This window comes from Cupriavidus sp. UME77, from assembly GCF_014170355.1.
GTDB lineage: Bacteria > Pseudomonadota > Gammaproteobacteria > Burkholderiales > Burkholderiaceae > Cupriavidus > Cupriavidus basilensis.
On record NZ_LZZU01000013.1, the window covers coordinates 1 to 24,479 of the forward strand.

Genomic DNA, 24,479 nt, shown 5'->3' on the forward strand with positions numbered 1-24,479 from the left:
AAGGTGGAGCACCCGTTTCGCATCATCAAGCGCCAGTTCGGCCACATGAAGGTGCGCTACCGTGGCTTGATGAAGAACACGCAGCAACTGCAGACGCTGTTTGCCTTGAGCAATCTGTGGATGATGCGCCATCGACTGCAGCCGGGCGCCAAAGGATGAGTGCGCCTTCGCCGACGCGAAACGCGGGCGACAACGCCGGTGATGATGCCGAAGCCGGTGCCGAATTCTGGCCGAAGCGCTCATCAAATGCATCTTGTCACGCTCACACTGTCAGCACGAACCTGCTGACGTCGTTTTGAACACCATCCTTAGCGCACGGTACAGTTTATTCGTCAAGCTTGATCCCTGCGTCGTTGGCGATCTTCGTCCAGACTTGCAGATCGTTCTGGACAATTTCGCCCAACTGCGCGGAGGACTTTACCGGCGGCGGCTCGAAGTTCTGTTTCTTCATCAGGGCCGCGATCTCCGGCAACGCCTGCACCTTGTTGACCTCATCCGCCAGCCGCTTCACGATCACGGGACTCGTTCCGGCCGGCGCGAACATGCCGAACCACCCCACCGTACTGAACTTGTAGCCCTGTTCACCCAGCGTCTTGACGTTGGCGAGCTGGGGAGACCGCACATTGCCCACAATGGCAATGCCGCGCACCTTCCCCGAACGCAGGAACGGCACCGCCACGCTCGGATCGGTCCAGCCGATCTTAAGCACACCCGAGGAAAGCTCGGTGAGCAGTTGACTGGAGGTCCGGTATGCAACGTGTTCGGTCTTCATGCCGGTCTGTTTCTTCAACCACTCCATCGTCAAGTGCGCGGATGAGCCGGTGCCCCAGCTGCCATAGCTGTACTTATCCGGATTCGCCTTCACGAACTCGATAAGCCCGGGCAAGTCGGACACCGGCAGATCCGGGCTCACCAGTAGCAGCACGCCACCCACGGCCGTCTGCGCGATCGGCATGAGGCTCTTTCGTGCCTCTTGGGAAATGGACTTGATGACTGCCGGCGCCACCACCATGTTGGACGCCGTTGTGTAGAGAATCGTGTAGCCATCCGGCGCCGCCTTGAGGACGGCGTTGGTCCCGATCACCCCGCTGCCACCCGGCCGGTTCTCCACGACCACAGCCTGCTTCAGTGATTCGGAAAGGCGCTGCGCCATGACCCGCGCCAGCGCATCGGTTCCCGATCCGGCAGACGACGGCACGATCATTTGAATCGGGCGCGCCGGCCAGGCTTCCTGTGCCTGGACCGGGCCTGGCGCGCATAAGGCAATGATTGTCTCGGCGCACAACGCAGCTGCGAGCAGCTTTTTCAGTATTGACATCGTCTCCCCATTTTTTTTGACTACTATCCAGCCCGCCAAGTGCTGTCGGCCTCACCGAGGCCAACTGCGCGACAAGCTATCCCTAGCTGTCCCAGGCTGTCTTCGGCACGATCATAGCAGTCATGTTTTTTATTGTCGACATAAACAAACTGACCATAATAAGATAGCCAGGCTTGACATGCAGGCGTGCCCCCTGGCACCACGCCGCGCAAGCGCTGGCACCCTCACCTGCCGGTCAGTTCCAACCGGCCCGAGTCAGGCGGCCTTGCGCAGGAAGCCTTGGTTGCCGCCATTGCGGTTCGGCGCGAAGCCATTGACAGCCAGCGTCTCCTCGACCGTGTCATAGAACACGCCGATCTTCTGGATTTCGCGCGCTTCCCGGGCCGTTGCCACTTTGCGGCCGAATTCGCTCGCGATGCGCACCAACTGCTCAATCTGCTTCACCGTGCTCATCTTGGCCGTGCGCGACTGGTTCCAGAGGCAGTCCTCAGTCCCGCATCGCACATGCAGGCCCAAGGCAACTCCCATCATGTTGACAGGAAGCACGTTGCGCACAGAGCTTTCAACGGTTAGCACCGCGCCATCCGGGACGGCACGAACAATGTTGGCGAGGTTGAAGATGCTGGGCGCATCCATGCCGCCGCTGATTGCCACCCAATTCATGACCAGCGGGCCCTTGTAGACACCACGCCGAATCAGCCGCTCCACGGACTCGAAGCTATTGATGTTGTAGCACTGGAAGGCACTCTGGATGCCGGCGGCGGTAAGGCGGCGGATGTGTTCTTCGACCCAGCCAGGCTGGGCGGGAACCGTCATTTCCTTGTACGCGTCGAAGATCGCGGGGTTCTCACGCGAGGTGCCCTTGAAATCCGCGAGTTCCGCATGCTCCGTCACGTTCATCTGAGACGTGTTCACCGTGACGGTCACCTGGTCCGGAACGGGATCAAGTTCGGCAAGCATATGGCGGGTGTCGTCGGACAGCCACTTGGCGGCGGCCCCCTCGTTTTCGGGTGCGAAGCTGATGGACCCGCCCACCTGGATAATCATCTCCGGCACAGCGCTGCGCACCCCGGCGATCAGCTCGTTGAACTTGGACAAACGCTTCGAGCCTTTGCCGTCAAGCTCGCGCACATGCAGGTGCAGCACAGTCGCGCCGGCGTTGTAGCAATCCACGGCCTTCTGGATCTGGTCTTCCATCGTCACGGGGATGTCTTCCGGGAAATCGGACGGCAGCCAACCCGGTGCGTAGGGTGCCGCAGTGATGATCAACGGCTGCTGGTTTTCAGGGAACAGGGATCCATCGAGGTAGTTCACGGCATGTCTCCATTGATAAAGGTAGGGCAAGGCTTGGTGGCGGCTGGCGCGCCTCAGAACGGCTTGTCTCCGATGATGGCTGCGCGCTCCATCTTGCGCGGGGCCGGCCAGTAGTCCTGTACCGCGTAGTGCTGGGTGCAGCGGTTGTCCCAAATGGCCACGCTGTTTGGCTGCCAGCGGAACCGCACCTGGTATTCGGGGATCGCCGCCTGGCTGATCAAGTAGTTCAGCAGGTGGCTCGCGCCCGGGGTCTTGTCCTGTCCGTAGCGCACGTTCTCTGGCGTATGGAAGTTTGCGAAATGCGTGGAGAAGCCGCAGACGTAGAGCACCTTCTCGCCAGTCTCCGGATGCGTGCGCACCACGGGGTGTTCGACCATGGGGTACTGCGCGGCAAGCTTGGCGCGATTTTCCGGGCTCATCGCCGCACCGAATGAATGTTCGATGCCATGCTTGGCGCGCAGCCCAGCGATTCGCTCCTTGATTTCTTCGGGCAGGTTCTCGTAGGCCGCTGCCATGTTCACCCAGATGGTATCGCCGCCGACCGGCGGGCATTCGATGCAACGCAGGACGCAGCCCATCGGCGGGGTTTCGCGCCAGCTGCCGTCGGTGTGGTAGCTGTTCTCGTAGTTCTCGCGCTTGTCGCTGCGATAGATCTGTACCAGGCCGGGATGATCCGGGTCGCTGCCAGCGACCGGGTGGTCCTCCAGTTCGCCGAAACGGCGGGCGAACGCCACGTGATCGGCACGGCTGATATCCTGGTCCCGCAGAAACAGCACCTTGTGCTTGAGCAGCAGCGCCTTGATCTCGGCAAGCGAGGCGTCGTCTCGCGCAGCATCGGCCAGGTTGACGCCGCTGATTTCGGCACCGATGGTGCAGGTAAGAGGTTCTACGTGCATGGAAAGCTCCCTTTACACTACAAAGATTGACGAGCCGGTGGCCTTGCGCGACTCCAGGTCCCGATACGCCTGGACCGCACCCTGCGGCGCATGGCACTGATGGATCCCGATGTCGTTGGGCAGCGGCACAGGGTAGGTGCCATCAGGAAAATGTGTGTCGGCGTAGTTCAGCCCCGCCTTGACGTGCCGGACTCGCGCCGCGCCGGGACCCGGCTCGCCAGCCTCGGCGTCCTCATCTCGGAGGACCTCTGGCCCTTCCACCTCGTACATGCGAACGGCTTTTGCCAATTCCGTCTCCTGTTGTCGTCTGTTGCTGCCGCCACTATCATTCGGTGGCCTGGGTTGATTGTCGGCTCTCGCATGCGCGAGACCTTTGACAGGCCACGCCAGAAGTTGACCATCCATGACAGTCGCTTCCCGGCGTGCGTCACTGCACGCAGGCGCGGCGCCAGCGGCGTATGCAATGCATGACCGACACTGGCAGCCGGGCGACGGTGGCTTCACCGGTGGATTGCGGAGGCCTTCGATCAACCTGACTATCCCTCTTCAGAAAGAGCCCCTATGACCGTCCTGGTTCGCAGCGCCTCCCTCACGAAGTACTCCGGGATCGCTCGCGCGGCGGGTATCGACCCGGTGCAGATGGTTTCCCATGTCGGCCTGGACCGGGAATGCCTGCACACGCCCGACCTGCGCATCCCCGAATTCCGGCTTGCGGAGGTTCTGGAGACATCCGCGCGGATCACTGCCTGTCATTCGCTCGGGCTGCTCATGGGCGAATCGTGGCGGCTATCCGACTTCGGCCCGGTCAGCCTGACGCTGCAGCATCAGCCCACGCTGCGGGATGCACTGGCCGAGGTCGAGCGTTATCGCCACCTGCTCAGCGACTCCGTCGCGACGCAGTTCACCGAGCATGCGAATATCGCGGTCTTGCGAGTGACGTTGCTGACCGGCAGGCAGCAACCCGGCCGGCAGGCTATGGAGCTGACCGTAGGCGCGGTGCTCTGCCTGATCCGCGCCATTCTTGGCGCCCAATGGAAACCCCGCTGCGTGCACTTTTCGCATGCGGCCCCTGCAGACCTGCGGGTGCACCGTCGCCTGTTCGGCCAGCAGGTCGAATTTGGCTGCGAATTCGATGGCGTGGTCTTGTCGAGCCAGGATCTGGATCGCGTGAACCCCCTGGCCGATGCCAGCCTGGCCCGATACGCCAGGGAATTACTTGACCTTCGATCGCCCTCGAAGGAGCACTCCCTGGCGGCTGACGTACGACGGGCAATTCACCTGCTGCTGCCGCGCGGCCGCAGTGCGGTGGAACAGGTTGCGCAGAACCTGGGTGTCAGCCCGAGGACTCTGCAGCGCCAATTGGAGCAGCGCGGGGAAACATTCTCGGGCCTGGTCAATCAGGTGCGGCGCGAACTGGCCGAGCGCTATCTGCAGAGCCAGCGGCAGTCCATATCGCGTACGGCGGATCTGCTTGGATTCTCGGAGGTGAGCGCGTTCACGCGGTGGTTTGGGGGGCAATTCGGGAAACCGCCGACGCGCTGGGTGATGGAGGGAAGGGAAATCGTCTCGCAGGAAGACGTCAACCGCCCAACGGGGGAGTGAGCACCGGAGCTATCGGATACGCCGCCAATGCGATGCGCGGGCGCAACGCCCCGTGGCGAATGTGCCGCGGTTCCGGCCCGCGAGACACCCATAAAAAAAACCGGCCCACGCTGCGCTCCGGCGGAGCGGCGTATAGGCCGGTCTTGCTGCGCGGGAAACGCTTCCCGCATTGCGATGCCGCTACCTGAACGATCAGCCGTTCGCGTAGACGATCTTTGCCTTGCGTGCCTGGTTCTGCAGGCGGCTCAGCATATGCTGGACGGCGAAGATGGCGCTCTTCACGTCTGCCGCCAGGCTGGGGCTGCGGGGACCAAGTTCGCGCTCGATCAGATCGCGTTCCATTTGGTCGGTCATCTTGATGTCGCTTTGCGTGTTCATGGCTTTCTCTCTAGGGATTACCCTCATCGGGTTTTCCCTAATCATAGCAAAGGAAATGACGCGGCGCAGCATTAGGTGATAGTACGTATGCAGAAAGGCAACGCTTTCCAGCGAGCAAGCCTCGGTCTCCTCACTCGCGCGACGTGCCGGGACCCCGTGCGCAGGGCGTCCATGGCTGCGGGCTTGGCGCAAGCGTCATGGATAGTGATGCGCCCCTTGCGCCCCTTCAGCCTTTTGCCAGCACCTCCCGAATGGCATTCTCGAACGCCTCCACCGGCTGCCCGCCGCTCACCAGGTATTGGTCATTGAAGATGATCGAAGGCACGGAACGGATGCCCATGTCCTGATAGTGCTTCTCCATCTCACGGACTTGGGCCGCGTACGCGTCGCCAGACAGCACCGTGCGTGCCTTTTCGGCGTCTAGGCCGGCCGCGGCCGCTGCCTCGACGAGGACCTCGTGATTGCTGGAATCCTTGGACTCCGTGAAATACGCACGGAATAGCGCCATCTTCAGCGGCAGCTGGCGCCCTTCCAGGCTTGCCCAGTGCAATAGCCGATGCGCGTCGAACGTGTTGTATACGCGGGTACGGGAGCCGAACTCAAATCCGACATCGGCGCCACGCTGGCGGATCATGGCCTGGCTCTGCACGATTTCGTCCTCGGTGCGGCCATACTTGCGTGCCATGTAATCCTGGATCGATTCGCCTCCCGGCCCCATGTCCGGATTGAGCTCGAATGGGCGAAGCGTGATTTCTGCCGAAACGGCATCGCCAAGCCGCGCCAGCGCCTGTTGCAGCGAACTCAGGCCAACGGCGCACCACGGGCACGCGACGTCGGAGACAAAATCGATTTTCAGTGTCTTTTGCATTGTATTTCCTCGGTGTCAGTCCATCACTGCGCGACAGGGTAGCTGCAATTTCCATTGGCTGCAGGGCCGGGGGCAGTGCCTCACTCCTTCAGGGTTTTCCCGCAAGGCAGCCACGACCGGACGCCCCTCCCCGGCGCCTGTCCGTGGCCCGCCAACCACACGGCCCTGGCGCAGACGCGCAAACGTGCACCGCGCCCACTCCTCAAGCGGCGCGGCGCGCGGTAATATCTTTGCAACAGGTCATCGGTGCACGATGATCCATTCCCAGAGAAGGATTGAAGCGAATCATGGAAGAAGGCTCGGCAGCGCCACTCGAGATCGCCCCTTCCCTCCCCCTGGTAACGAGAGACGTTCACGGCGCTCCATCGGACTTCCTCGCCAGTGCCAGCACCACCCTCGGCGCCAACGCACGGCAGCTATTCCTGAACCGCGAAGCCAGCCAGCTGGAGTTCCACCGGCGCGTACTCGCCCAGGCCGAGAACCACGACATTCCGTTATTGGAGCGATTGCGCTTCCTCTGCATCTTCAGCAGCAACTTGGACGAGTTCTTCGAGATCCGCGTTGCCGGCCTGAAGGAGAAGATCAAGCTGCAGGCGCCAGCGACCACCGGCCCGGATGGACTGGACGTGCGGCAGATCTACGCGCTTGTCAGCGCCCGCACGCACAAGCTGGTCGCGGAACAGTACCGCCTGTTCAACGAAGTGCTGGTTCCGGACCTGGACCGCGAGGGAATCCGCTTCCTGCGCCGTCCGCACTGGACGCAGGAACAGGGCGAGTGGATCCGCAGCTATTTCTTCCGCGAACTGATGCCGGTGCTCACCCCCATCGGCCTGGATCCGGCGCACCCGTTTCCGCGCGTGCTCAACAAGAGCCTGAACTTCGCCGTGGAACTCGAAGGCAAGGATGCCTTTGGCCGGGAGGCGAACGCGGCCATCGTGCAGGCGCCCCGGGCCCTGCCCCGCGTGATCCTGCTGCCCAAGGAGATTTCCGGCTGCGAACACGGCTTCGTGTTCCTGTCGTCCATCCTGCATGCCCACGTCTGCGAGTTGTTTCCCGGCATGCGCGTGCGCGGCTGCTATCAGTTCCGCGTCACCCGCAACAGCGAACTGTTCGTCGACGAGGAAGAAATCAAGAACCTGCGCGATGCGCTGCAGGGCGAGTTGCCGCAGCGGCATTTTGGCGATGCGGTGCGGCTCGAGGTCGCGGACAACTGCTCAGAGGAGATGACCCGCTTCCTGCAAAACCAGTTCGGCCTGGAAGATGCCGAGGTGTTTTCGGTGAACGGCCCGGTCAATCTGGTGCGCTTGCTGCCGGTTCCTGACAGCGTGGACCGCGATGACCTGAAGTACCCGCCGTGCCGCCCTGGCCTGCCCAAGGCGCTGCAGGACCAGCCCGACATGTTCCGCGCCATCCGCGACGGCGATATCCTGCTGCACCATCCGTACCAGTCGTTTTCGCCCGTGGTGGATTTCATCCGCCAGGCCGCGGAAGATCCGGAGGTGATGGCCATCAAGCAGACGGTGTACCGCGCCGGCAACGACTCAGCCCTGCTGGAGGCGCTGATCGGCGCCGCGCGCAGGGGCAAGGAAGTCAGCGTGGTGGTGGAGCTGCTCGCCCGCTTCGATGAGCAGGCCAATATCAACTGGGCAGCCCAGCTTGAAGAAGCCGGCGCGCACGTGGTGTACGGCGTGGTTGGCTACAAGGCCCACGCCAAGATGGCCTTGGTGGTGCGGCGCGAAGGCAAGAAGCTCAGGCGCTACGTGCATATCGGCACCGGCAACTATCACTCGCAGACGGCCAGGAGCTTCACGGACTTCGGCCTGTTTACCTGCAAGGAAGCGCTCGTCGACGATGTGGCCAACGTGTTCTCCCAGCTGACCGGACTCGGCCACCCCGGCACGCTGGCGCACTTCTGGCAATCGCCGTTCACCATGCACGCGGCGCTGCTCGAAGCCATCCGCCGCGAAGGCAAGCACGCCAAGGCTGGCCGCAAGGGATTGATCATCGCCAAGATGAACGCCTTGCTGGAGCCCAAGCTCATCCAGGCCCTGTACCAGGCGTCCTGCGATGGCGCGCGGATCGAGCTGATCGTGCGCGGGGCCTGCGCGTTGCGTCCTGGCATTGCGGGCCTGTCCGAGAATATCCGGGTGCGCTCCGTGCTTGGCCAGTTCCTGGAACATGCGCGGATTTTCTACTTCTACAACGACAAGGCCGAAGACGTGCGGCTATCGAGCGCCGACTGGATGGACCGCGACTTCTTCCGGCGCATCGAGGTCTGCTTCCCCGTGCTGGACAAAGCCCTCAAGGATCGCGTGATCGAAGAAGGGCTGAAGGTCTACCTGAAGGACAACCGCGACACCTGGGAAATGGACGCGGACGGCAACTACCGGCACAAGCGGGGCCGCCATCCGGTATCCGCGCAGGACATCCTCAAGCAGAAGCTGGCCTGATCCCTGTTCGGCGCGCTAGTGCGCGCCTGGGGACGCGCAGCGATACACGTTGCCCGACAGGGTCACATTGGTTTGCTCCAGGCGATCCTTGCCGCCGGTCTGCCCTGCGCGCTGGGTGAGCAGGTACACCAGATTGCCGCCCATTGCCGCGGCCTTGTTCTTGATGTCGTTGCGTGCACCGGTTTCCAGATCCGCATTGGCCGTGATGGCGCCCCGCACAAAATCGCCCTGGCTGCCGGTCACGTCGCCAAGATAGGTGCATCCCGCGGCAGGCTCGTTGTGGGTGATCCTGACCGCCGATGCGGCCGGGCTGGAAAGCTGCGTTGGCGCACAGCCGGCCAGCGCGCAGCTTGCGGCGATCCATGCAACGCCTGCGATTGTCCTGATGGTCATGGCAATTGAAGTATTGAAGAAGTATTGAAGTATTGAAGTATTGGAGTATTGGTAGCGCCGCGGGCCCGATCGCTTGCGCGGCAAGGCGGCGCGCATGATCTGCGTCCCACGGCGCCAAGGCCCCGGGGTCATTGGCACCAGCGCGATGCGCCTGCCTCAGCGGAACAGGTAGTCCACGCCAAGCGATACGGCCTGGCTCTTGACCGAAGCATCGTTGCCCTTCCAGCTGAGCTTGCCGTAATTCATGTACTGCATCCGCAAGCGCCAGTTCTGCGTGACCGCATAGGACGCGCCCACCCCCAGGCTGATGAGCCCCTGCGACTTGTTGCTCGATTCGAGATCGCCCGAGCGCCGGCCATGCATATAGTTGACACCAGCGATGCCCAGCAGCGAAAAGCGCTCGGTCAGGGGCAGATGGCCCACGACGTTGACGGACAAGGCGTTCACGTCGAATTTGTCGTTGGCGTTGCCATTCTTGGCCACGACACGGCCAAGGCTGGCCAGCGAGCCTTCGACCGACATATAGGGCGAAAACTGATAGCCGCCCCGCAAGCCAAGCCCAAGGTTGTTGGACGACCCGCCCGCCCAGCCGGGCGCGCTCGTACTGACTTTGTCGCGAGCAATATTGAGGTCGCCGCCGACGTACCAATAGTTGGCGGCAGGTTCCGCGGCAGCGGCATGCGCCGGCACAACCGACAAAAGCACCAACATGGCAGCAGGCGCGATGGGAAGGAGGCGGCCAGGGATGGCGAGAGAACGCATATAATTTAATCTCCTACGAATATAAATTTCTGTAAAACGATAATACTTTGCTGTTTTACAGTAATTTTTTGCCATGCGCAATCCCTTCAGGAGACCGGCATGCCGAACCCCCTTTCCCTTCCCTTGCCCGCTGATGGCGCGCTAACGCGCGTTAGCGTCATCGCGCGCCGCATGCAGTGGCTGACACTGTGCTGCGCCGTCGTGGTGACGGCAGGCCTGATCGCCTTCTGGTTCTTGCTTCCCGATGCGGAGCTGGACCGGAACCTGCGCGCGTTCCTGGCCGGGCCTGCGCCAGGCGGGCAGTTGCTGGTGTCGATGCCGTACCGGCTGCTCGGGCTGGCCATCACGAGCGCGGCCACGGCTTTGCTGGTTAGTGGACTGATACAAGCGCACAGGCTATTCGCGGCCCTGGCGGGCGGCGCGGTCCTTACCCTGCAGACGGCCGTGCGCCTGCGCCGCGTGGCGCTGGTGGTGACGGCGCTCAGCGTTGTGGTTCCGCTCACCAAAACACTGCTGGCCATGACCCTGGCCAGCACGGCTGCCAACGGCCCCTACATGGTGGTGATCCTCACCTTCGGCGACGTGATGCTGGGCTTGCTGGGCGGCTTGCTGCTGGCCATCGCCTGGGCGATGGTCGAGGCCGCGCGCGTCGCGCTGGAGAATGAGAGCTTTGTTTGAGTTTGCGTTTGCGTTTGCGTTTGAGGCACCCTGACCCTATGACTATCCTCGTCCGGCTTGACGTCCTGCTTGCTGAGCGCAAGATGAAATCGCGCGAGCTCGCCCAGTACATCGGCATCACCGAGCCCAATCTCTCGTTGCTGAAATCCGGCAAGGTCAAGGGCATCCGTTTCGATACGCTGGAGAAAATCTGCGAGGCGCTGAATTGCCAGCCGGGCGACCTGCTGGAGTACCGCGCCGATATGCCTGGCGAAGATCAGGCCTGAGCGCCTGGCCTATCCCGCCAGCGCGGCCCGCGCTGGCCAGGCGAACTGCAAACAATTGTCTCGCCCCCCCTGCCGCATTTCCGCCAGATCGGCGCTAGATCGGCCACCCGCCTGGCCTTACGGCCCGCGCGGCCACCTGGCTCCCCCCAATCGAGTGATACCGCGTTGTGAGTGATCTTGCGCATACTCGCACTTTCTTGAACTACTCGCCCCCAAGCGGGCGCGAAGCCAGGTGCTTATGCTGATCCTCATTTACTGCAGTTATGCGGTTGCCTGCATCTTCGCGCTCTGGAGAGCGGCGCGTTGGGTGGAAAAGCACCATCCGGCCCTGCGCGACAACCACCCGCCGCGGCATGACGCGCGCCCAGCCAGCAAGCCCCCGGAAGAGAACCTGCCTGCAAGCCAGCGCCGCCACCTGGAGAGGCCGCCCGCCGCGCCCGCCTGCCTGGCGCAACGTGCAGGCGCCAGCGCCGCCGCCTGCATGGTCCTGTAGCCCTCTGGGCGGTGGCCCGTATCTGCTCCTCGGCATTCATCCTTGAAAAAACCAGATTACTGTATATATTTACAGTAACTGTATGGATGAACAGTATCTACGGGAGCCGATCATGGAACACCTGGTCCGGGTACAGAACGAATACGACAGGCAGGTCCTGGCCTGGTTGCGCGAACGCGTAGGCGATGCGGCGGTGCAAGCCGCGGCACAGCGGCTGGCGGGAGACCGCAAGCCCTACCTGTCAACGATCTGCCGCAGCCTGAACATCACGCCACCGGCCCGCCGCACCCTGCGCGCCCAGTCGAACCGGGCCAGCCGGGAGGTTGGAGACTGCTACCTTGCGTCGATCCGTGCGCTCCTGGCGCGGCCGGCACCGGCGCAGCGGCATTCGCCGCAGCAACCCGCGCAACCCCAACCCTCGCAATATCAGGATCCGCATTAGTCCCACGGCTTGGGTACACGGCGGGCCACGGCGTTGTTCGCCGGCATGTCCTTCCCGCTTCGCCCCACCCCACTGCCATCATGGCTTTCTTGACTTATCATTCCCTATCGATGATAGTTAATTGAAATTCGTTCTCTTTTTAAGAACCAATTTCAACCAAAGGATTGCCGTGGATCTGGCCGAACTTGAGATTTTCCGAGCCGTTGCGCTTGAAGAAAGCATCACGCGGGCGGCCAAGACCCTGGACCGCGTGCAGTCGAATGTCACCACGCGCGTCAAGCAGCTCGAAGAGGAGCTCGGCGTCGCCCTGTTCCTGCGCGACAGCAAGCGCATGACCCTGACGCCGCAAGGCCAGCGCTTCCTGGGCTACACCGAGCGGCTGCTGGCGCTGGCCGAGGAGGCCCGCCAATCCATGCGCGACGATGCGCCCTCGGGCACGCTGCGCGTGGGCAGCATGGAAAGCTCGGCCGCCAGCCGGCTGCCCCGCCCGCTGGCGCGCTATCACGGCAAATGGCCGGACGTGCGGATCGAGATCCAGACCGGCACCACGCAAGCCTTGATCGACGCGCTGCTGGCGCATCGCATCGACTGCGCCGTGGTGGCCCATCCCTCCGAGGGCGCGCCGGACACGCTCGACATGGACGTGCTCGGCCCCGGCCTGGAAGGCACGTTCCTGTTCTCGGAAGAACTGCTGCTGGTGCTGCCGCACAGCCATCCGCCGGTGCGCACGCCGCAGGACATCAAGCTGCGCAGCCTGGCCACGTTCTCGCGTGGCTGCACATATCGCCTGTGTGCCGAGGCCTGGCTCGCCAGCGGCGAGGGCCCCCGGCTGGCGCTGAACGTGCTGGAACTGGCGTCTTACCACGCGATCCTGGCCTGCGTGACGGCGGGCTCGGCCGTGGCCATCCTGCCAAGGTCGCTGCTGGCGCTGCACCCCGATGCCGCAAGCCTGCAAACCGTGCCCGTGCGAGTCGCGCATACCTTGCTGGTGCGCCGTTCGGGTTTTGCCACGTCGGCATACGCGGCGTTTCTCCAGGAGCTGCAGCATGGCTAGGATCCGGACCGTCACAGCAGCGCCGCAATCCTTCGGCAAGACCATGGCACCCTGGATGCCCTCACTGGCCGCCGCGCTGGTGCTGGCGGTGGGTATGGGTTTCGGGCGCTTTGCGTTTACCGGCATGTATCCGCTGATGGTGCGCGACGGCCTGCTGAGCGTCAGTGCCGGCTCGCTGGCCGCATCCGCAAACTATGCAGGCTATCTCGTGGGCGCCCTCGCGGTCAGCCGCATGCCGCAGCGCGCTGCGCCGCGCTTTTGCCGCATCGCGCTCTTCGGCACCGCCCTGTGCCTGCTGGCACTGGCAGTGCCGGCCGCGCCCTGGTTCTTTATCGGCGTGCGCTTCCTGGCGGGCGTGCTCAGCGCCATCGCGCTGATCTGCGCGTCCGTGTGGCTGTTCCAGGTGGTAGGACATCCGCATGGCGCGCCGCTGTTGTTCTCGGGCGTCGGTGCCGGCATCCTGCTGTCCGCCGAGCTCATTGCCGCCGGCAACCTGGCCGGTTGGCACAGTCCTTTGCTGTGGCTGGCCATCGGCGGTGGCGCCGCTGTGCTGAGCTCGCTGGCATGGCCGTATCTAGCGGGCCGCGTGCCGGCACCCCAGCCGCATGCCACTGCCAGTGCCACGGATGAGGCCAATGCCAACGGCCCTGGTCCGTGGCCGCTGGTGGCCAGCTACGGGCTGGCGGGGTTCGGCTACATCGTCACGGCAACCTACCTGCCGCTCTTTGTGCGCGATGCGCTCGGCCACGTCGACCCGATCCATATCTGGGCCGCCTTCGGGCTTGGCGCGGCACCTTCGTGTTTTCTCTGGCATGCGCTGCACGGCCGCCTTGGCACGCGGCGCGCGCTCGCGCTCAACCTGCTGGTGCAGGCGGTGGGCGTGATCCTGCCCGCGCTCAGCCACTCGGCCGTGGCCTACCTGGCTAGCGCGCTGCTGGTGGGCGGCACCTTCGTTGGCACCGTGACCATCGCCATGCCCGCCGCGAAACGCGTGGCCCACCGCGTGACATTCAACCTGCTTGCCATCATGACCGCCGCCTATGGCGTAGGCCAGATTGCCGGCCCGCTGGTATCCGATGCGCTGATGGCGCACAGCCATAGCTTCAGCGGCCCGCTTGCCGCCGCCGCTGCCGCGCTGCTGGCATCTGCCGTGTTCTGCTTCCTGTGAAGGCCATCGCACGCCCGGCGCGCGGCACGGAACCCACCCCACAGCACCCACCCCAAAATCCGCCTGTTAACGAGCAAACGAGGAGCCCGTCAATGACCAACCCCATCCACGCCACGCCAGCACGCACGCTGCTCTCCCGGCTCGGCCTTACCACCCCGATCATCCAGGCACCGATGGCGGGCGTCAGCACACCGGCCCTTGCCGCGACAGTGTCGAATGCCGGCGGCCTGGGCTCGCTCGGCGTCGGCGCCATGGACGCCGAGGGTGCCCGCAAGACCATCCGCGAAACCCGTGCGCTAACGGACAAGCCCTTCAACATCAACCTGTTCTGCCACGCTCCCGCCGTCGCCAACCCCGCGCGCGAGGCGCAATGGCTGGCCTACCTGGCGCCGAGCTTCGCCGAATTCGGCGCCACGCCGCCCGCCAGCCTGCGCGAGATCTACACCAGCTTTGTCGCCGACGACGCCATGTACGCGATGCTGCTGGAGGAGCGGCCCGCGGTAGTGAGCTTCCATTTCGGCTTGCCGCCGCAGGCCTGGATCGAGGCGCTGCAAGCCGCCGGCATCTTCCTGATGGCCACGGCTACCAGCCTGGACGAAGCGCGGCAGATCGCCGCTGCCGGCGTCGATGCCATCGTTGCCCAGGGCGTGGAAGCCGGCGGCCACCGCGGCACGTTCAAGCCCGAAGGACATGACGAAGGGCTCGGCACCCTGGCGCTGGTGCGGCTGCTGGTCCGCCATACTGCCCTGCCCGTGATCGCCACCGGCGGCATCATGGACGGCGCCGGCATTGCGGCGGCCCTGGCGCTGGGCGCGCAGGCCGCGCAGCTCGGCACCGCCTTCGTGGCCTGCCCGGAGACCGTGGCCGACGCGCCCTACCGCGCCGCCCTACTGGCGGACCGGCCGGCCAGCACCACGCTGACCCGCTCCATTTCCGGCCGGGCCGCGCGCGGCTTCGTCAACCGGCTGACGGCGCTGGGCGAGGCGGCGGACCGCCCGGCGATCCCCGACTACCCCATCACCTACGACGCCGGCAAGGCCCTGCATGCGGCAGCCAAGGCGCGCGGCAGCGCGGACTACGCCGCGCAATGGGCCGGGCAAGCCGCGCCGCTGGCGCGCGCCCTGCCGGCGGCGCAACTCGTGGCGACACTGCGCGAGGAACTGGCGCAGACGATTGCGGCACTGAGCGGGGCGGGATTCGGCGCTAACTGAGCGGGGCCTGCCGAAGCCGGCGGCGCGTGCGTCTTGCTGCTACCATTTCGCCACGCGCATCGGCCTCATGCTAGCCCGCAGCGGATCCCCTCCTTCCTGACGAGACAAACCCATGGACGCATTCACATCGACATTGGCCATTGGCGGCGCGCTGGCGCTCGGCGCGGTCAGCCCCGGCCCTAGCTTCGTCATGGTGGCACGCGCCGCCATTGCCCGCTCCCGCGCCGATGCGCTCTGCATGGCGCTGGGCATGGGGCTGGGCGGCGTGGTGTTTGCCGCGGCCGCGCTGCTCGGGCTCAAGCTGCTGCTGACGGCGGTGCCCTGGCTGTACATGGCAATGAAAGTGGGCGGCGGCATCTACCTGGTGTATCTGGGCGTGCGCATCTGGCGTGGCGCCAGCGCGCCCCTGGCAATGGCGGCCGGCGCAGCTGCAGGCGGTGGAGCGCCCGCCACGGGGCGCGGGCGTGTCTTGCTGAGCGGCTTCGCCACGCAGCTGAGCAACCCCAAGACGGCGGTGGTCTACGCCAGCGTGTTTGCCGCGCTGTTGCCCGCCCAGGTGCCGGCTTCGCTGCTGCTGGCGCTGCCGCTGATGGTCTTTGCCATCGAGACGGGCTGGTACGCCATCGTGGCGATCGCGCTCTCCTCCGCCAGGCCGCGTGCGTTCTACCTGCGCTTCAAGCTGTGGCTGGATCGCGCGGCCGGCGGGGTGATGGCGCTGCTCGGCATCCGGCTGCTCACCTCGCTGCGCCAGTAACTCCGGCAGCGGCACCCTAAGACGCGGGATCTGCGATGCTCGCCGGAAACAGCAGCCTGAAGACCGTGGTTCCCCCGACTTCGGACTCCACCTCGACGTGCCCATGGTGCAAGTCCATGATGGACTTCACGATGGCCAGGCCGATTCCCGCCGACTCTCCCGAGTTGGCGCGGGCAGGATCGCCGCGAAAGAAGCGGTCGAACAGCTTGGACAGGTGTTCCGGCGCGATGCCGGCCCCGGGGTTGCGCACTTCGATACGGCTGCCTGCGGGGCCGGTGCGTGCCGCCATCACCACCGTCTGCCCGGCGGGTGTGTAGCGGATGGCATTGGCCACCAGGTTGCTGACCGCGCGCCGCAGCAGCAGCGGATCTGCCAGCACGGCGCCCCCGCCATCCACCGCGATCGCCACGCCGCTCGCCTCCGCCAGCCCCTCGAAATAGTCGGACAGCGCGCCCAGTTCGCGCGCCAGGTCCAGGCGCACCGGCTTGACCGCCACGCGGGCGTTCTCGGCCCGCGCAAGAAACAGCATGTTTTCGATCATGCGGGCCAGGCGTTCATATTCCTCGATATTGGACGCCAGCAGCGCCTGGTATTCGTCGGCGCTGCGCTCGCTAGACAGCGCGACCTGGCTCTGCCCGAGCAGGTTGCCGATGGGCGTGCGGAAGTCGTGCGCCAGGTCCGCGGAAAACTGGGAAAGGCGTTCGAAGCCATCCCGCAACCGGTCCATCATCTGTTGCAGGGCCGCAGCCAGTTCCGCCAGTTCGGGCGGCAGCCGCGCCGGGTCGATCGGCAGCTCGAGCCGCCGCACCGTGACCGACGATGCCCCGGCGGCGATGCGCCGCAGCGGCGCCATGCCGGCGCGCAGCACCAGGTAGCCAAGCCCGGCCACGGCCAGCGTGCCCAGCAGCCCCGTCAACAGCAGCCTCGCGCGGTATGCGCGCAGCAACGTTGTGCGGGAGATGGCGGTCTGGTAGAGCGTGAAGGCCAGCGTCTGCGTGACGGCGCCAGTGCCAGCAGTGCCTGGACCGACAGGGACCAGCGCCTGCACGCCATGCACCGGGTAGCCCTGCCGCGTGGTCCAGGCACGGATCGCTTCGGGCCCAAGCGGCGCATCCGGCGCCACCGGCTGCAAGGCGGGCGGCCCTTCGCCGGCATTGGCCGCGAGCAGCACGGCGCCGCCAGCGGCGCGCACCACCAGCGCAAACTCATCGTTGCCGGACACCACGCCGGCCACTTCCCGCCAGTCGCTGTCGGGCCGGGCGCCCTGCTCCATCAGCTCGGCCCGCGCGCGCGCCACCTTGCGCAGCAGCTCCGCGTCGTCGCGCTCTATCACCTGCATGGCCAGCGCGCGGTAGAGGTAAGCGCCCGCGCCGCCAAACACGATCGCGGCCACCAGGCCAAAGGCTAGCGCCAGGCGGGCTGTGAGCGAGAGCCTGCGCATCAGGGTTCCCGACGCTCCAGCACATAGCCCATGCCACGCACGGTGTGGATCAGCTTGGGCTGGAAATCGTCGTCCATCTTGGCGCGCAGGCGGCGCACCGCCACATCCACCACATTGGTATCGCTATCGAAGTTCATGTCCCATACATGGGAGGCGATCTGGGTACGGCTCAGCACCTCGGTGTGACGGCGCGCCAGGAAATGCAGCAGGGAAAATTCGCGCGGCGTCAGCTCGATGCGCCGGCCGGCGCGCGTCACGCGGTGACGGATCAGGTCGATCTCCAGGTCTTCGATCTCGATGCGGTCGGCCTCGCGCACCGGGCCGCGCCGCAGCAAGGTGCGCACCCGCGCCAGCAGCTCGACAAAGGCGAAGGGCTTGGCCAGATAGTCGTCACCTCCCAGCTCCAGCCCGCGCACGCGGTCCTCCACTTCATCGCGCGCGGTCAGGAACAGCACCGGTGTGTCCTTGTGCTCGCGCAGTTGCTTGAGCACGTCCCAGCCGTTCATGCCGGGCAGCATCACATCAAGGATGACCAGGTCGTACACCACCTCCAGCGCCTGGTGCAGGCCATCGGCGCCGGTCACCGCCAGGTCGACCACGAAGGACGATTCGGTCAGCCCCTTGCGCAGGTACTCGCCCGTCTTGGGCTCATCCTCCACCACCAGAATTCTCATGTCCGTCCTCGCCTGACCTATGCCGGCAGGGCGCGCTTCGGGCGCCTTGCATGCTCGGATGATAGCCGTTGGCGCGGCGCTCCTGAATGACAAATCTGTAATCGATTCGACAGCATTACCGGCTCCCCTGGCTTCCTAGAATGCGGCCATCGCACACCGCTGACGCCGCAACAAAGCGGCCGTCGCGGCCCCCCACCCCTCATCCCGGAGTGCACACCATGTGGATTGTCAGGCTCGCGCTGAGCCGCCCCTACACCTTTGTGGTGCTGGCGTTGTGCTTGCTGCTTGCCGCCCCGCTGGTGCTGCTGCGCACGCCTACCGACATTTTTCCGGCTATCGACATCCCGGTGGTCAGCGTGGTGTGGACCTACAACGGCCTGTCCGCCGAGGACATGGCGCGCCGCATCGTCACCGGCTACGAGCGCTCGCTGACCAACAGCGTGGACGATATCGAGCATATCGAGTCGCAATCGCTCGCCGGCGTGGCGGTGATCAAGATCTTCTTCCATCCCGGCGCCGACATCAACCGCGCGATTGCCGAGACCTCGTCGGGCGCGCAATCGATGCTGCGCAACATGCCGCCGGGCACCACGCCGCCGCTGATCCTGAGCTACAGCGCCTCCACCGTGCCGATCCTGCGGCTGGCGCTGGCCAGCGACCAACTGCCCGAGCAGCAGCTTTACGACCTGGGCAACAACTTCATCCGCACGCAGCTGGCTACGGTGCAGGGCGCATCGGTGCCGCTGCCTTACGGTGGCAAGGTGCGCCAGGTGATGGTGGATCTCGATACGCGTGCGCTGCAGGCACGCGGCCTGGCGCCACTGGACGTGGTCAACGCCATCAATGCGCAAAACCTGGTCCTGCCCGGTGGCACCGCCAAGATCGGCGCGCTGGAATACCGGGTCGACCTGAACGGCAGCACGGCCACCGTGGCCGGCCTCAACGACCTGCCGGTCAAGAGCGGCCCCGGCGGCACGGTCTATGTGCGCGACGTGGCCCAGGTGCGCGACGGCTACGCGCCGCAGACCAACGTGGTGCGCCGCGACGGCAAGCGCGCCGCGCTGCTGGAGATCGAGAAAAGCGGCAACACCTCCACGCTGTCCATCATCGCCCAGGTCAAGGCCATGCTGCCGCGCATCATGGCCGGGCTGCCGTCTTCGCTGCGGGTGCAGCCGGTGTCGGACCAGTCGGTCTTTGTTACCTCCGCCATCCACGGCGTGCTGCACGAAGCGCTGATCGCCGCGTGCCTGACCGCCGCGATGATCTTGCTGTTCCTGGGCAGCTGGCGCGCCACGCTGATCATCGCGATCTCGATCCCGCTCTCGGTGCTGGCCGCGCTGATGGCGCTCAGCGCGCTCGGCGAGACGCTCAATATCATGACGCTGGGCGGCCTGGCGCTGGCGGTGGGCGTGCTGGTGGACGACGCCACCGTGGCCATCGAGAACATCACCCACCACCGCGAGCTGGGCAAACCGCTGGAGCGTGCGATCCTGGAAGGCTCGGCGCAGATCGCCGTGCCCACGCTGGTATCCACGCTGTCGATCTGCATCGTGTTCCTGCCCATGTTCCTGCTCACCGGCGTGGCGCGCTACCTGTTCGTGCCGATGGCCGAGGCCGTGGTGTTCGCCATGGCGGCGTCCTACTTCTTCTCGCGCATGCTGATTCCCACGCTGGCGCATTACCTGCTGCGTGGCGAACGCAACGACGAACACAACGATCAGCACAACGATGCGGCGCAGGCGCGCGACCCAGGCCGCTTGCGTCGCGCCTGCGCACGGCTGCAGGCGCGCTTTGAACACGGGTTCGAAGACGTGCGCACGCGCTACGCCGCTACCCTCGCTGCAGCACTGCGCCACCCCAGGCGGCTGGCCGCGGCCTTCCTGGCCAGCTGCTGCGCCTCGATGGCGCTGGTGCCCTTCCTGGGGCAGGATTTCTTCCCCAGCGTGGACAGCGGCGAGATCCGCCTGCACATGCGCGCGCGCACGGGTACCCGCATCGAGGAAACAGCGCGCATCGCGGATGCGGTGGAGAACCGCATCCGCGCGGCCATCGGCCCGGGCCAGGTGGCCGGCATCATCGACAACATCGGCCTGCCTGTCAGCGGCATCAACCTGACCTATGACTCCGCGCTGCCGATCGGCACCGCCGACGCCGAGATCCTGGTGTCGCTGAAGCCGGGCCATGGCGCCACGGCAGGCTATATCGAGCAACTGGGCGCCTTGCTGCCCAAGGCATTCCCGGGCGTAAGCTTCTCCTTCCTGCCGGCCGACATTGTCAGCCAGATCCTGAATTTCGGGCTGCCGGCGCCGATCGATATCCAGGTGGTGGGCAATCAGCTGGCAGCCAATCGCGCGGTGGCCCAAAAACTGGTTGGCCAGTTGCGCGCGGTGCCGGGGCTGGCCGATGTGCATATCCAGCAACCGGACGACCAGCCCGCGCTGACGGTGAATGTGGACCGCACCCGCGCGCTGCAGGCCGGGCTGTCGCAGCGCGAGGTGGCGCAGAACCTGCTGATCTCGCTCTCCGGCAGCAGCCAGACCTCACCCAACTTCTGGCTTAATCCGCGCAACGGCGTGAGCTATCCGCTGATGGTGTCGGTGCCGCAGTCCGCCATGGGCTCGCTGCAGTCGCTGTCCAACATTCCGATGGGACTTGGCGCTGCCACGCCAGGCTCCGGCAGCGGCGGCGACCTGCTCGGCTCGCTCGGCAACGTGGAGCGCTCCAGCCAGCAAGGCGTGGTGTCGCACTACAACGTGCAGCCTGTGATCGACATCTTCGGCTCGGTGCGCGGGCGCGATCTTGGCGCGGTGGCGGGCGACATCGGCCGCATCGTCGATGCCGCACGCAAGACGCTGCCGCCCGGCTCCGAGCTGGTGGTGCGTGGACAGGTGCAGACCATGCATGCCTCTTTCGCCGGGCTGCTTGGCGGCCTGGCGATTGCGGTGGTGCTGGTGTATCTGCTGATGGTGGTGAACTTCCAGTCCTGGCTTGACCCGCTGGCCATCATCGGCGGCCTGCCGGGCGCGCTGGCGGGCATGGCGTGGATGCTGTTTGTCACGCGCACCACCATCAGCGTGCCAGCGCTGACCGGCGCCATCATGTGCATCGGCATCGCCACCGCCAACAGCATCCTGGTGGTCAGCCTGGCGCGCGAACTGCGCGCGGCGGGCGTGGCGCCCTTCGAGGCGGCGCTGCAAGCCGGCATCGGGCGCTTCCGTCCGGTGGTGATGACCGCGCTGGCCATGCTGATCGGCATGGTCCCGATGGCGCTTGGCGCGGGCGATGCCGGCGCGCAGAACGCCCCGCTCGGCCGCGCCGTGATCGGCGGGCTAGCCTGCGGCACCGTCGCCACGCTGGTGCTGGTGCCCACCCTGTTTGCGCTGCTACACCGGTGGCTTGCCGCTCGTGCGCCGGCCCCCAGCCCTGTCCCTGATTTGCATCCCGCTCTCGGTCTCGACCAGAAAGGCCCGGCATGACTCTCCCTGCTCCCCCCATGTCCCCATCCGGCGACGTCACCGCCGCCCCACGCGAGGCACCCGCGCGCACGCGCCGCCTGCGAGCCAGCTTGCTGGTACTGGCAGTGCTTGGCGGCGCGCTGGCCGCCGGCATCCTGCCCAGGCTGCATGCCCATGCCACGCTGGCCGCGCGCACCGCCGAAGCCCTGGCCACCACCGTCTCGACGGTGCGCCCTGCCAGCGCGCCAGCGCTGCAGGAGCTGACCTTGCCGGGCGACGTGCGCGCCTTCCAGGACGCACCGGTCTATGCGCGCGTCAACGGCTACCTGCGCCGTTGGTACGCCGACATCGGCACCCCGGTCAAGCAAGGCCAGTTGCTGGCAGAGATCGACGCGCCCGAGGTCAGCGACCAGTTGCGGCAAGCGCACGCCGACGAAGCCATCGCCGCGGCCAACTACGCCCTGGCCAAGAGCACCGCCGAGCGCTGGCAAGATCTGCTCAAATCCCGCTCGGTGGCGCAGCAGGACACCGACCAGAAGGTGGCCGACATGCAGGCCAAGGCCGCCACGCTGGCCTCTGCCCGCTCCAACACGGCCCGGCTGGCGCAACTCGCCTCGTACACGCAGATCCGCGCGCCCTTCGACGGCGTGGTGACCGCGCGCAACGTGGATACCGGCGCGCTGATCGATGCCGGCAGCGCCGGCGGACCCGGCCGGGAGTTGTTCCATCTCTCCGCTGGCACGCGGCTGCGTGTGTATGTGCAGGTGCCACAGGATGCAAGCGGCATGGTTGGCCCGCAGATGCAGGCATGGCTGACACTGCCGCAGTTCCCCGGCCAGCGCTTTGCCGCTGCCGTGGCGCGCAATGCCGGCGCCATCGACAACGTCACGCGCAGCCTGCGCGTGGAGCTGGACGTGGACAATGCGGGGGGACGGATCCTGCCGGGCGCCTACGCCGAGGTCCACCTCAGCGCGCCGCAAGCAAGGGCAGGCCTGACCCTGCCGGCCAACACGTTGATGTTCCGCCCGCAAGGCACCTGCGTGGCTGTGGTGGGCGCGAACGGCATGCTGGCGATCCGGCTGGTGACGCTGGGCCGGGACTTTGGCTCGCATGTGGAGATCACGGAGGGCTTGCAGGGCGGGGAGCAGGTGGTGGTCAACCCCGGCGACGGCCTGCTGGCGGGCGATCGGGTCCGGGTGGCGACGGATGCGGCGGATGCGGCGAATGCATCTGCCACGCCGGCCACGCAGCCGGCAACCACGGCCAGCCAGGCTAAGTAGGCCCGCCATGCAGACTCCCAAGCGTTCTCATCAAACCCGCGTGCCTGCAGCCCGGCCATGCCGCCTGGCGGCGTCGCTCGTCTCGTTGGCGCTGGCAGCGCTGCTGGCAGGCTGCGCCACCGCGCCGGCCTACCAGCCACCCACTGTCGACACGCCCGCCGCGTACAAGGAAGCCGGCGCCAGCGCCGCGCATCCGGGCGGTCCGGCGGGCATCGCGCCGGACTGGTGGCAGGTGTATGCCGACGCGCCGCTCAACGCGCTCGAAGCCCGCATCGACGTTTCCAGCCAGACGCTGCGCAAGGCCGTGGCCCTCCTGGAAGACGCGCGGGCCCAGGCCCGGGCCGCGCATGCGGCTTACTTTCCCACCGTCAGCGCCGGGCTGAGCACCAGCAGCAGCCATACCTCGGCCAATGTGGTTGGCCGCTCGCTGGCCGGCAAGACCGAGCCCGACCACCTGCTGGGGCTCACCGCCTCCTGGGAACCCGACCTGTGGGGACGCATCGGCAATGGCGTGGATGCAGCCGAGGCGCGCGCCCAGGCCAGTGCGGACGACGTGGCGGCGGTGCGCCTCGGCCTGCAGGCGGAGCTGGCCGCCGACTACTTCGGCCTGCGTTCGGCCGACCGGGAGATCGACCTGCTCAGGCGCACCGTCGACGCCTACGGCACGGTCCTGCAACTGGCCGACAACCGCTACCGTGGCGGCATCGCCACCGAAGGCGACGTGGCGCAAGCCAAGGCGCAGCTCGAAAGCACCAGGGCGCAGCTAGCCGACCTGCGCCTGAACCGCACGCAGCTGGAGCATGCCATCGCCACGCTCATCGGCGAGCCCGTGGCGCGCTTCTCGCTGCCGCCGTTGGCTGATACTTCCGTGCTGCCCACCCTGCCGGCCATGCCGGCCATGCCGGCCGCCTTGCCCTCGCAACTCCTGGAGCGCCGCCCCGACATTGCCGCCGCCGAACGCCGCGTGGCAGCCGCCAATGCGCAGATCGGCGTAGCCCGCGCCGCGTTTTTCCCGAGCCTGCTGCTCGCCGTCGGTGGCGGCCTGGAGAGCACCAGCCTGGCCAGTTGGCTGACCGCGCCGAGCCGCTTCTGGGCGATCGGCCCAGCACTGGCTGCCACGCTGTTCGACGGTGGCCGCCGCCAGGCGATGGCCGACAGCGCGCGCGCCCAGTTCGACGCCAGTGCCGCCGACTATCGCGCAAGCGTGCTGCGCGGCTTCCAGGAGGTGGAAGACAACTTTGCCGCACTGCATGCGCTGCAGGAAGAGGCCAGCAGCCAGCAAGCCGCCACCGAGGCCTCCGAGCGCGCCCTGGCGCTGGGGCTGGACCGCTACCGCAAGGGCGCGGTGGCCTACCTGGATGTCAGCGTGCTGGAGAGCACCGCGCTTGCCAGCGAACGGGCCGCCGAACTGGTGCACCGACGCCAGTTGATCGCGAGTGTGATGCTGGTCAAGGCACTGGGCGGCGGCTGGCAACGGACTGCCGTGGCGCCATAGCGGCATAGCGGCATAGCGGCATAGCGGCATTGGCAGCATCAGCGGTGCATGACGGGATTGTAATGAGATGGTAAGGCCGAGGTCACC

24 protein-coding genes are annotated in these 24,479 nt (G+C 66.1%); 14 read left to right on the forward strand and 10 right to left on the reverse strand.

The genetic code is table 11. From position 1 onward, the window contains the following. Window positions 1–159: transposase (locus tag A9975_RS05635; protein WP_183031769.1), on the forward strand; the 159-nt coding region annotated here is incomplete at its 5' end. Window positions 160–325: 166 nt separating this feature from the next. Here the strand turns inward: A9975_RS05635 and A9975_RS05640 are convergent. From A9975_RS05640 to A9975_RS05655, 4 genes are all read right to left on the reverse strand, one after another. Beyond that, on the reverse strand, window positions 326–1,318 hold the full coding sequence (locus A9975_RS05640) for a tripartite tricarboxylate transporter substrate binding protein (RefSeq protein ID WP_183031770.1): 993 nt from the start codon (window positions 1,316–1,318) through the stop codon (window positions 326–328). A 255-nt stretch (window positions 1,319–1,573) separates the two neighbouring features. Then, entirely contained in the window at window positions 1,574–2,632 is a 1,059-nt protein-coding gene (locus tag A9975_RS05645; RefSeq protein WP_183031771.1) for a 3-keto-5-aminohexanoate cleavage protein, read from the reverse strand. A gap of 53 nt (window positions 2,633–2,685) precedes the next feature. Further along, window positions 2,686–3,528, reverse strand: coding sequence for a TauD/TfdA family dioxygenase (locus A9975_RS05650; protein WP_183031772.1), 843 nt, complete (start codon window positions 3,526–3,528; stop codon window positions 2,686–2,688). Between the two features lie 12 nt (window positions 3,529–3,540). Then, window positions 3,541–3,816 carry a hypothetical protein gene (locus tag A9975_RS05655; RefSeq protein ID WP_370563959.1) on the reverse strand — a complete coding sequence of 92 codons (276 nt, stop codon included), beginning with the start codon at window positions 3,814–3,816 and terminating at the stop codon, window positions 3,541–3,543. 273 nt (window positions 3,817–4,089) lie between these two features. On the opposite strand from A9975_RS05655, the gene A9975_RS05660 reads away from it, so the two are divergent. Next, window positions 4,090–5,130: an AraC family transcriptional regulator gene (locus tag A9975_RS05660; protein ID WP_183031773.1), complete on the forward strand. Its 1,041-nt coding sequence runs from the start codon at window positions 4,090–4,092 to the stop codon at window positions 5,128–5,130. A 192-nt stretch (window positions 5,131–5,322) separates the two neighbouring features. Here the strand turns inward: A9975_RS05660 and A9975_RS05665 are convergent, their stop codons facing one another. Both A9975_RS05665 and A9975_RS05670 read right to left on the reverse strand, forming a co-directional pair. After that, window positions 5,323–5,508, reverse strand: a complete 186-nt coding sequence (locus A9975_RS05665; RefSeq protein ID WP_150991478.1) for a hypothetical protein — start codon at window positions 5,506–5,508, stop codon at window positions 5,323–5,325. 226 nt (window positions 5,509–5,734) lie between these two features. Beyond that, on the reverse strand, window positions 5,735–6,376 hold the full coding sequence (locus tag A9975_RS05670) for a DsbA family oxidoreductase (protein WP_183031774.1): 642 nt from the start codon (window positions 6,374–6,376) through the stop codon (window positions 5,735–5,737). Window positions 6,377–6,663: 287 nt separating this feature from the next. On the opposite strand from A9975_RS05670, the gene ppk1 reads away from it, so the two are divergent. Beyond that, window positions 6,664–8,826, forward strand: a complete 2,163-nt coding sequence (ppk1, locus tag A9975_RS05675) for a polyphosphate kinase 1 (RefSeq protein WP_183031775.1) — start codon at window positions 6,664–6,666, stop codon at window positions 8,824–8,826. Between the two features lie 15 nt (window positions 8,827–8,841). On the opposite strand, the gene A9975_RS05680 is transcribed toward ppk1, so the two are convergent. Together A9975_RS05680 and A9975_RS05685 are read right to left on the reverse strand one after the other, a co-directional pair. Then, window positions 8,842–9,219 (reverse strand): DUF4156 domain-containing protein, encoded by a 378-nt coding sequence (locus tag A9975_RS05680; RefSeq protein ID WP_183031776.1) that lies wholly within the window; start codon window positions 9,217–9,219, stop codon window positions 8,842–8,844. A 156-nt stretch (window positions 9,220–9,375) separates the two neighbouring features. Further along, window positions 9,376–9,981, reverse strand: coding sequence for a porin family protein (locus tag A9975_RS05685; protein ID WP_183031777.1), 606 nt, complete (start codon window positions 9,979–9,981; stop codon window positions 9,376–9,378). A gap of 99 nt (window positions 9,982–10,080) precedes the next feature. Between A9975_RS05685 and A9975_RS05690 the strand changes: the two genes are divergently transcribed. The 8 genes from A9975_RS05690 (at window position 10,081) to A9975_RS05725 (ending at window position 16,047) form a co-directional block, all read left to right on the forward strand. Next, the gene (locus A9975_RS05690) at window positions 10,081–10,659 is read left to right on the forward strand and encodes a DUF2975 domain-containing protein (protein WP_183031778.1); all 579 of its coding nucleotides are present in this window, start codon (window positions 10,081–10,083) and stop codon (window positions 10,657–10,659) included. 38 nt (window positions 10,660–10,697) lie between these two features. Further along, on the forward strand, window positions 10,698–10,925 hold the full coding sequence (locus A9975_RS05695; RefSeq protein ID WP_183031779.1) for a helix-turn-helix transcriptional regulator: 228 nt from the start codon (window positions 10,698–10,700) through the stop codon (window positions 10,923–10,925). Between the two features lie 238 nt (window positions 10,926–11,163). Continuing rightward, window positions 11,164–11,418, forward strand: coding sequence for a hypothetical protein (locus A9975_RS05700; protein ID WP_183031780.1), 255 nt, complete (start codon window positions 11,164–11,166; stop codon window positions 11,416–11,418). 112 nt (window positions 11,419–11,530) lie between these two features. Continuing rightward, window positions 11,531–11,860: a hypothetical protein gene (locus A9975_RS05705; protein WP_183031781.1), complete on the forward strand. Its 330-nt coding sequence runs from the start codon at window positions 11,531–11,533 to the stop codon at window positions 11,858–11,860. Window positions 11,861–12,029: 169 nt separating this feature from the next. Next, complete coding sequence (locus A9975_RS05710; protein ID WP_183031782.1) at window positions 12,030–12,914, forward strand: LysR substrate-binding domain-containing protein; 885 nt, start codon at window positions 12,030–12,032, stop codon at window positions 12,912–12,914. Beyond that, the gene (locus A9975_RS05715) at window positions 12,907–14,082 is read left to right on the forward strand and encodes a YbfB/YjiJ family MFS transporter (protein ID WP_255503077.1); all 1,176 of its coding nucleotides are present in this window, start codon (window positions 12,907–12,909) and stop codon (window positions 14,080–14,082) included. The genes A9975_RS05710 and A9975_RS05715 overlap by 8 nt, the downstream gene beginning before the upstream one ends. A 92-nt stretch (window positions 14,083–14,174) precedes the next feature. After that, on the forward strand, window positions 14,175–15,293 hold the full coding sequence (locus tag A9975_RS05720) for a nitronate monooxygenase family protein (protein ID WP_183031783.1): 1,119 nt from the start codon (window positions 14,175–14,177) through the stop codon (window positions 15,291–15,293). 112 nt (window positions 15,294–15,405) lie between these two features. Continuing rightward, window positions 15,406–16,047 carry a LysE family translocator gene (locus A9975_RS05725; protein ID WP_183031784.1) on the forward strand — a complete coding sequence of 214 codons (642 nt, stop codon included), beginning with the start codon at window positions 15,406–15,408 and terminating at the stop codon, window positions 16,045–16,047. A 16-nt stretch (window positions 16,048–16,063) separates the two neighbouring features. Here the strand turns inward: A9975_RS05725 and A9975_RS05730 are convergent, their stop codons facing one another. Together A9975_RS05730 and A9975_RS05735 are read right to left on the reverse strand one after the other, a co-directional pair. After that, a complete protein-coding gene (locus A9975_RS05730; protein ID WP_183031785.1) occupies window positions 16,064–17,488 on the reverse strand; it encodes a heavy metal sensor histidine kinase in 1,425 nt (474 codons plus the stop codon). Continuing rightward, window positions 17,488–18,162 carry a heavy metal response regulator transcription factor gene (locus A9975_RS05735; RefSeq protein WP_150991420.1) on the reverse strand — a complete coding sequence of 225 codons (675 nt, stop codon included), beginning with the start codon at window positions 18,160–18,162 and terminating at the stop codon, window positions 17,488–17,490. The genes A9975_RS05730 and A9975_RS05735 overlap by 1 nt, the downstream gene beginning before the upstream one ends. A gap of 218 nt (window positions 18,163–18,380) precedes the next feature. Between A9975_RS05735 and A9975_RS05740 the strand changes: the two genes are divergently transcribed. The 3 genes from A9975_RS05740 to A9975_RS05750 are packed head-to-tail and all read left to right on the forward strand — an operon-like array spanning window position 18,381 to window position 24,392. Beyond that, window positions 18,381–21,638, forward strand: coding sequence for an efflux RND transporter permease subunit (locus A9975_RS05740; RefSeq protein WP_183031786.1), 3,258 nt, complete (start codon window positions 18,381–18,383; stop codon window positions 21,636–21,638). A 17-nt stretch (window positions 21,639–21,655) separates the two neighbouring features. After that, the gene (locus A9975_RS05745; protein WP_255503078.1) at window positions 21,656–22,897 is read left to right on the forward strand and encodes an efflux RND transporter periplasmic adaptor subunit; all 1,242 of its coding nucleotides are present in this window, start codon (window positions 21,656–21,658) and stop codon (window positions 22,895–22,897) included. A 7-nt stretch (window positions 22,898–22,904) separates the two neighbouring features. Further along, window positions 22,905–24,392: an efflux transporter outer membrane subunit gene (locus A9975_RS05750; protein WP_183031788.1), complete on the forward strand. Its 1,488-nt coding sequence runs from the start codon at window positions 22,905–22,907 to the stop codon at window positions 24,390–24,392. Window positions 24,393–24,479: the final 87 nt, after the last annotated feature.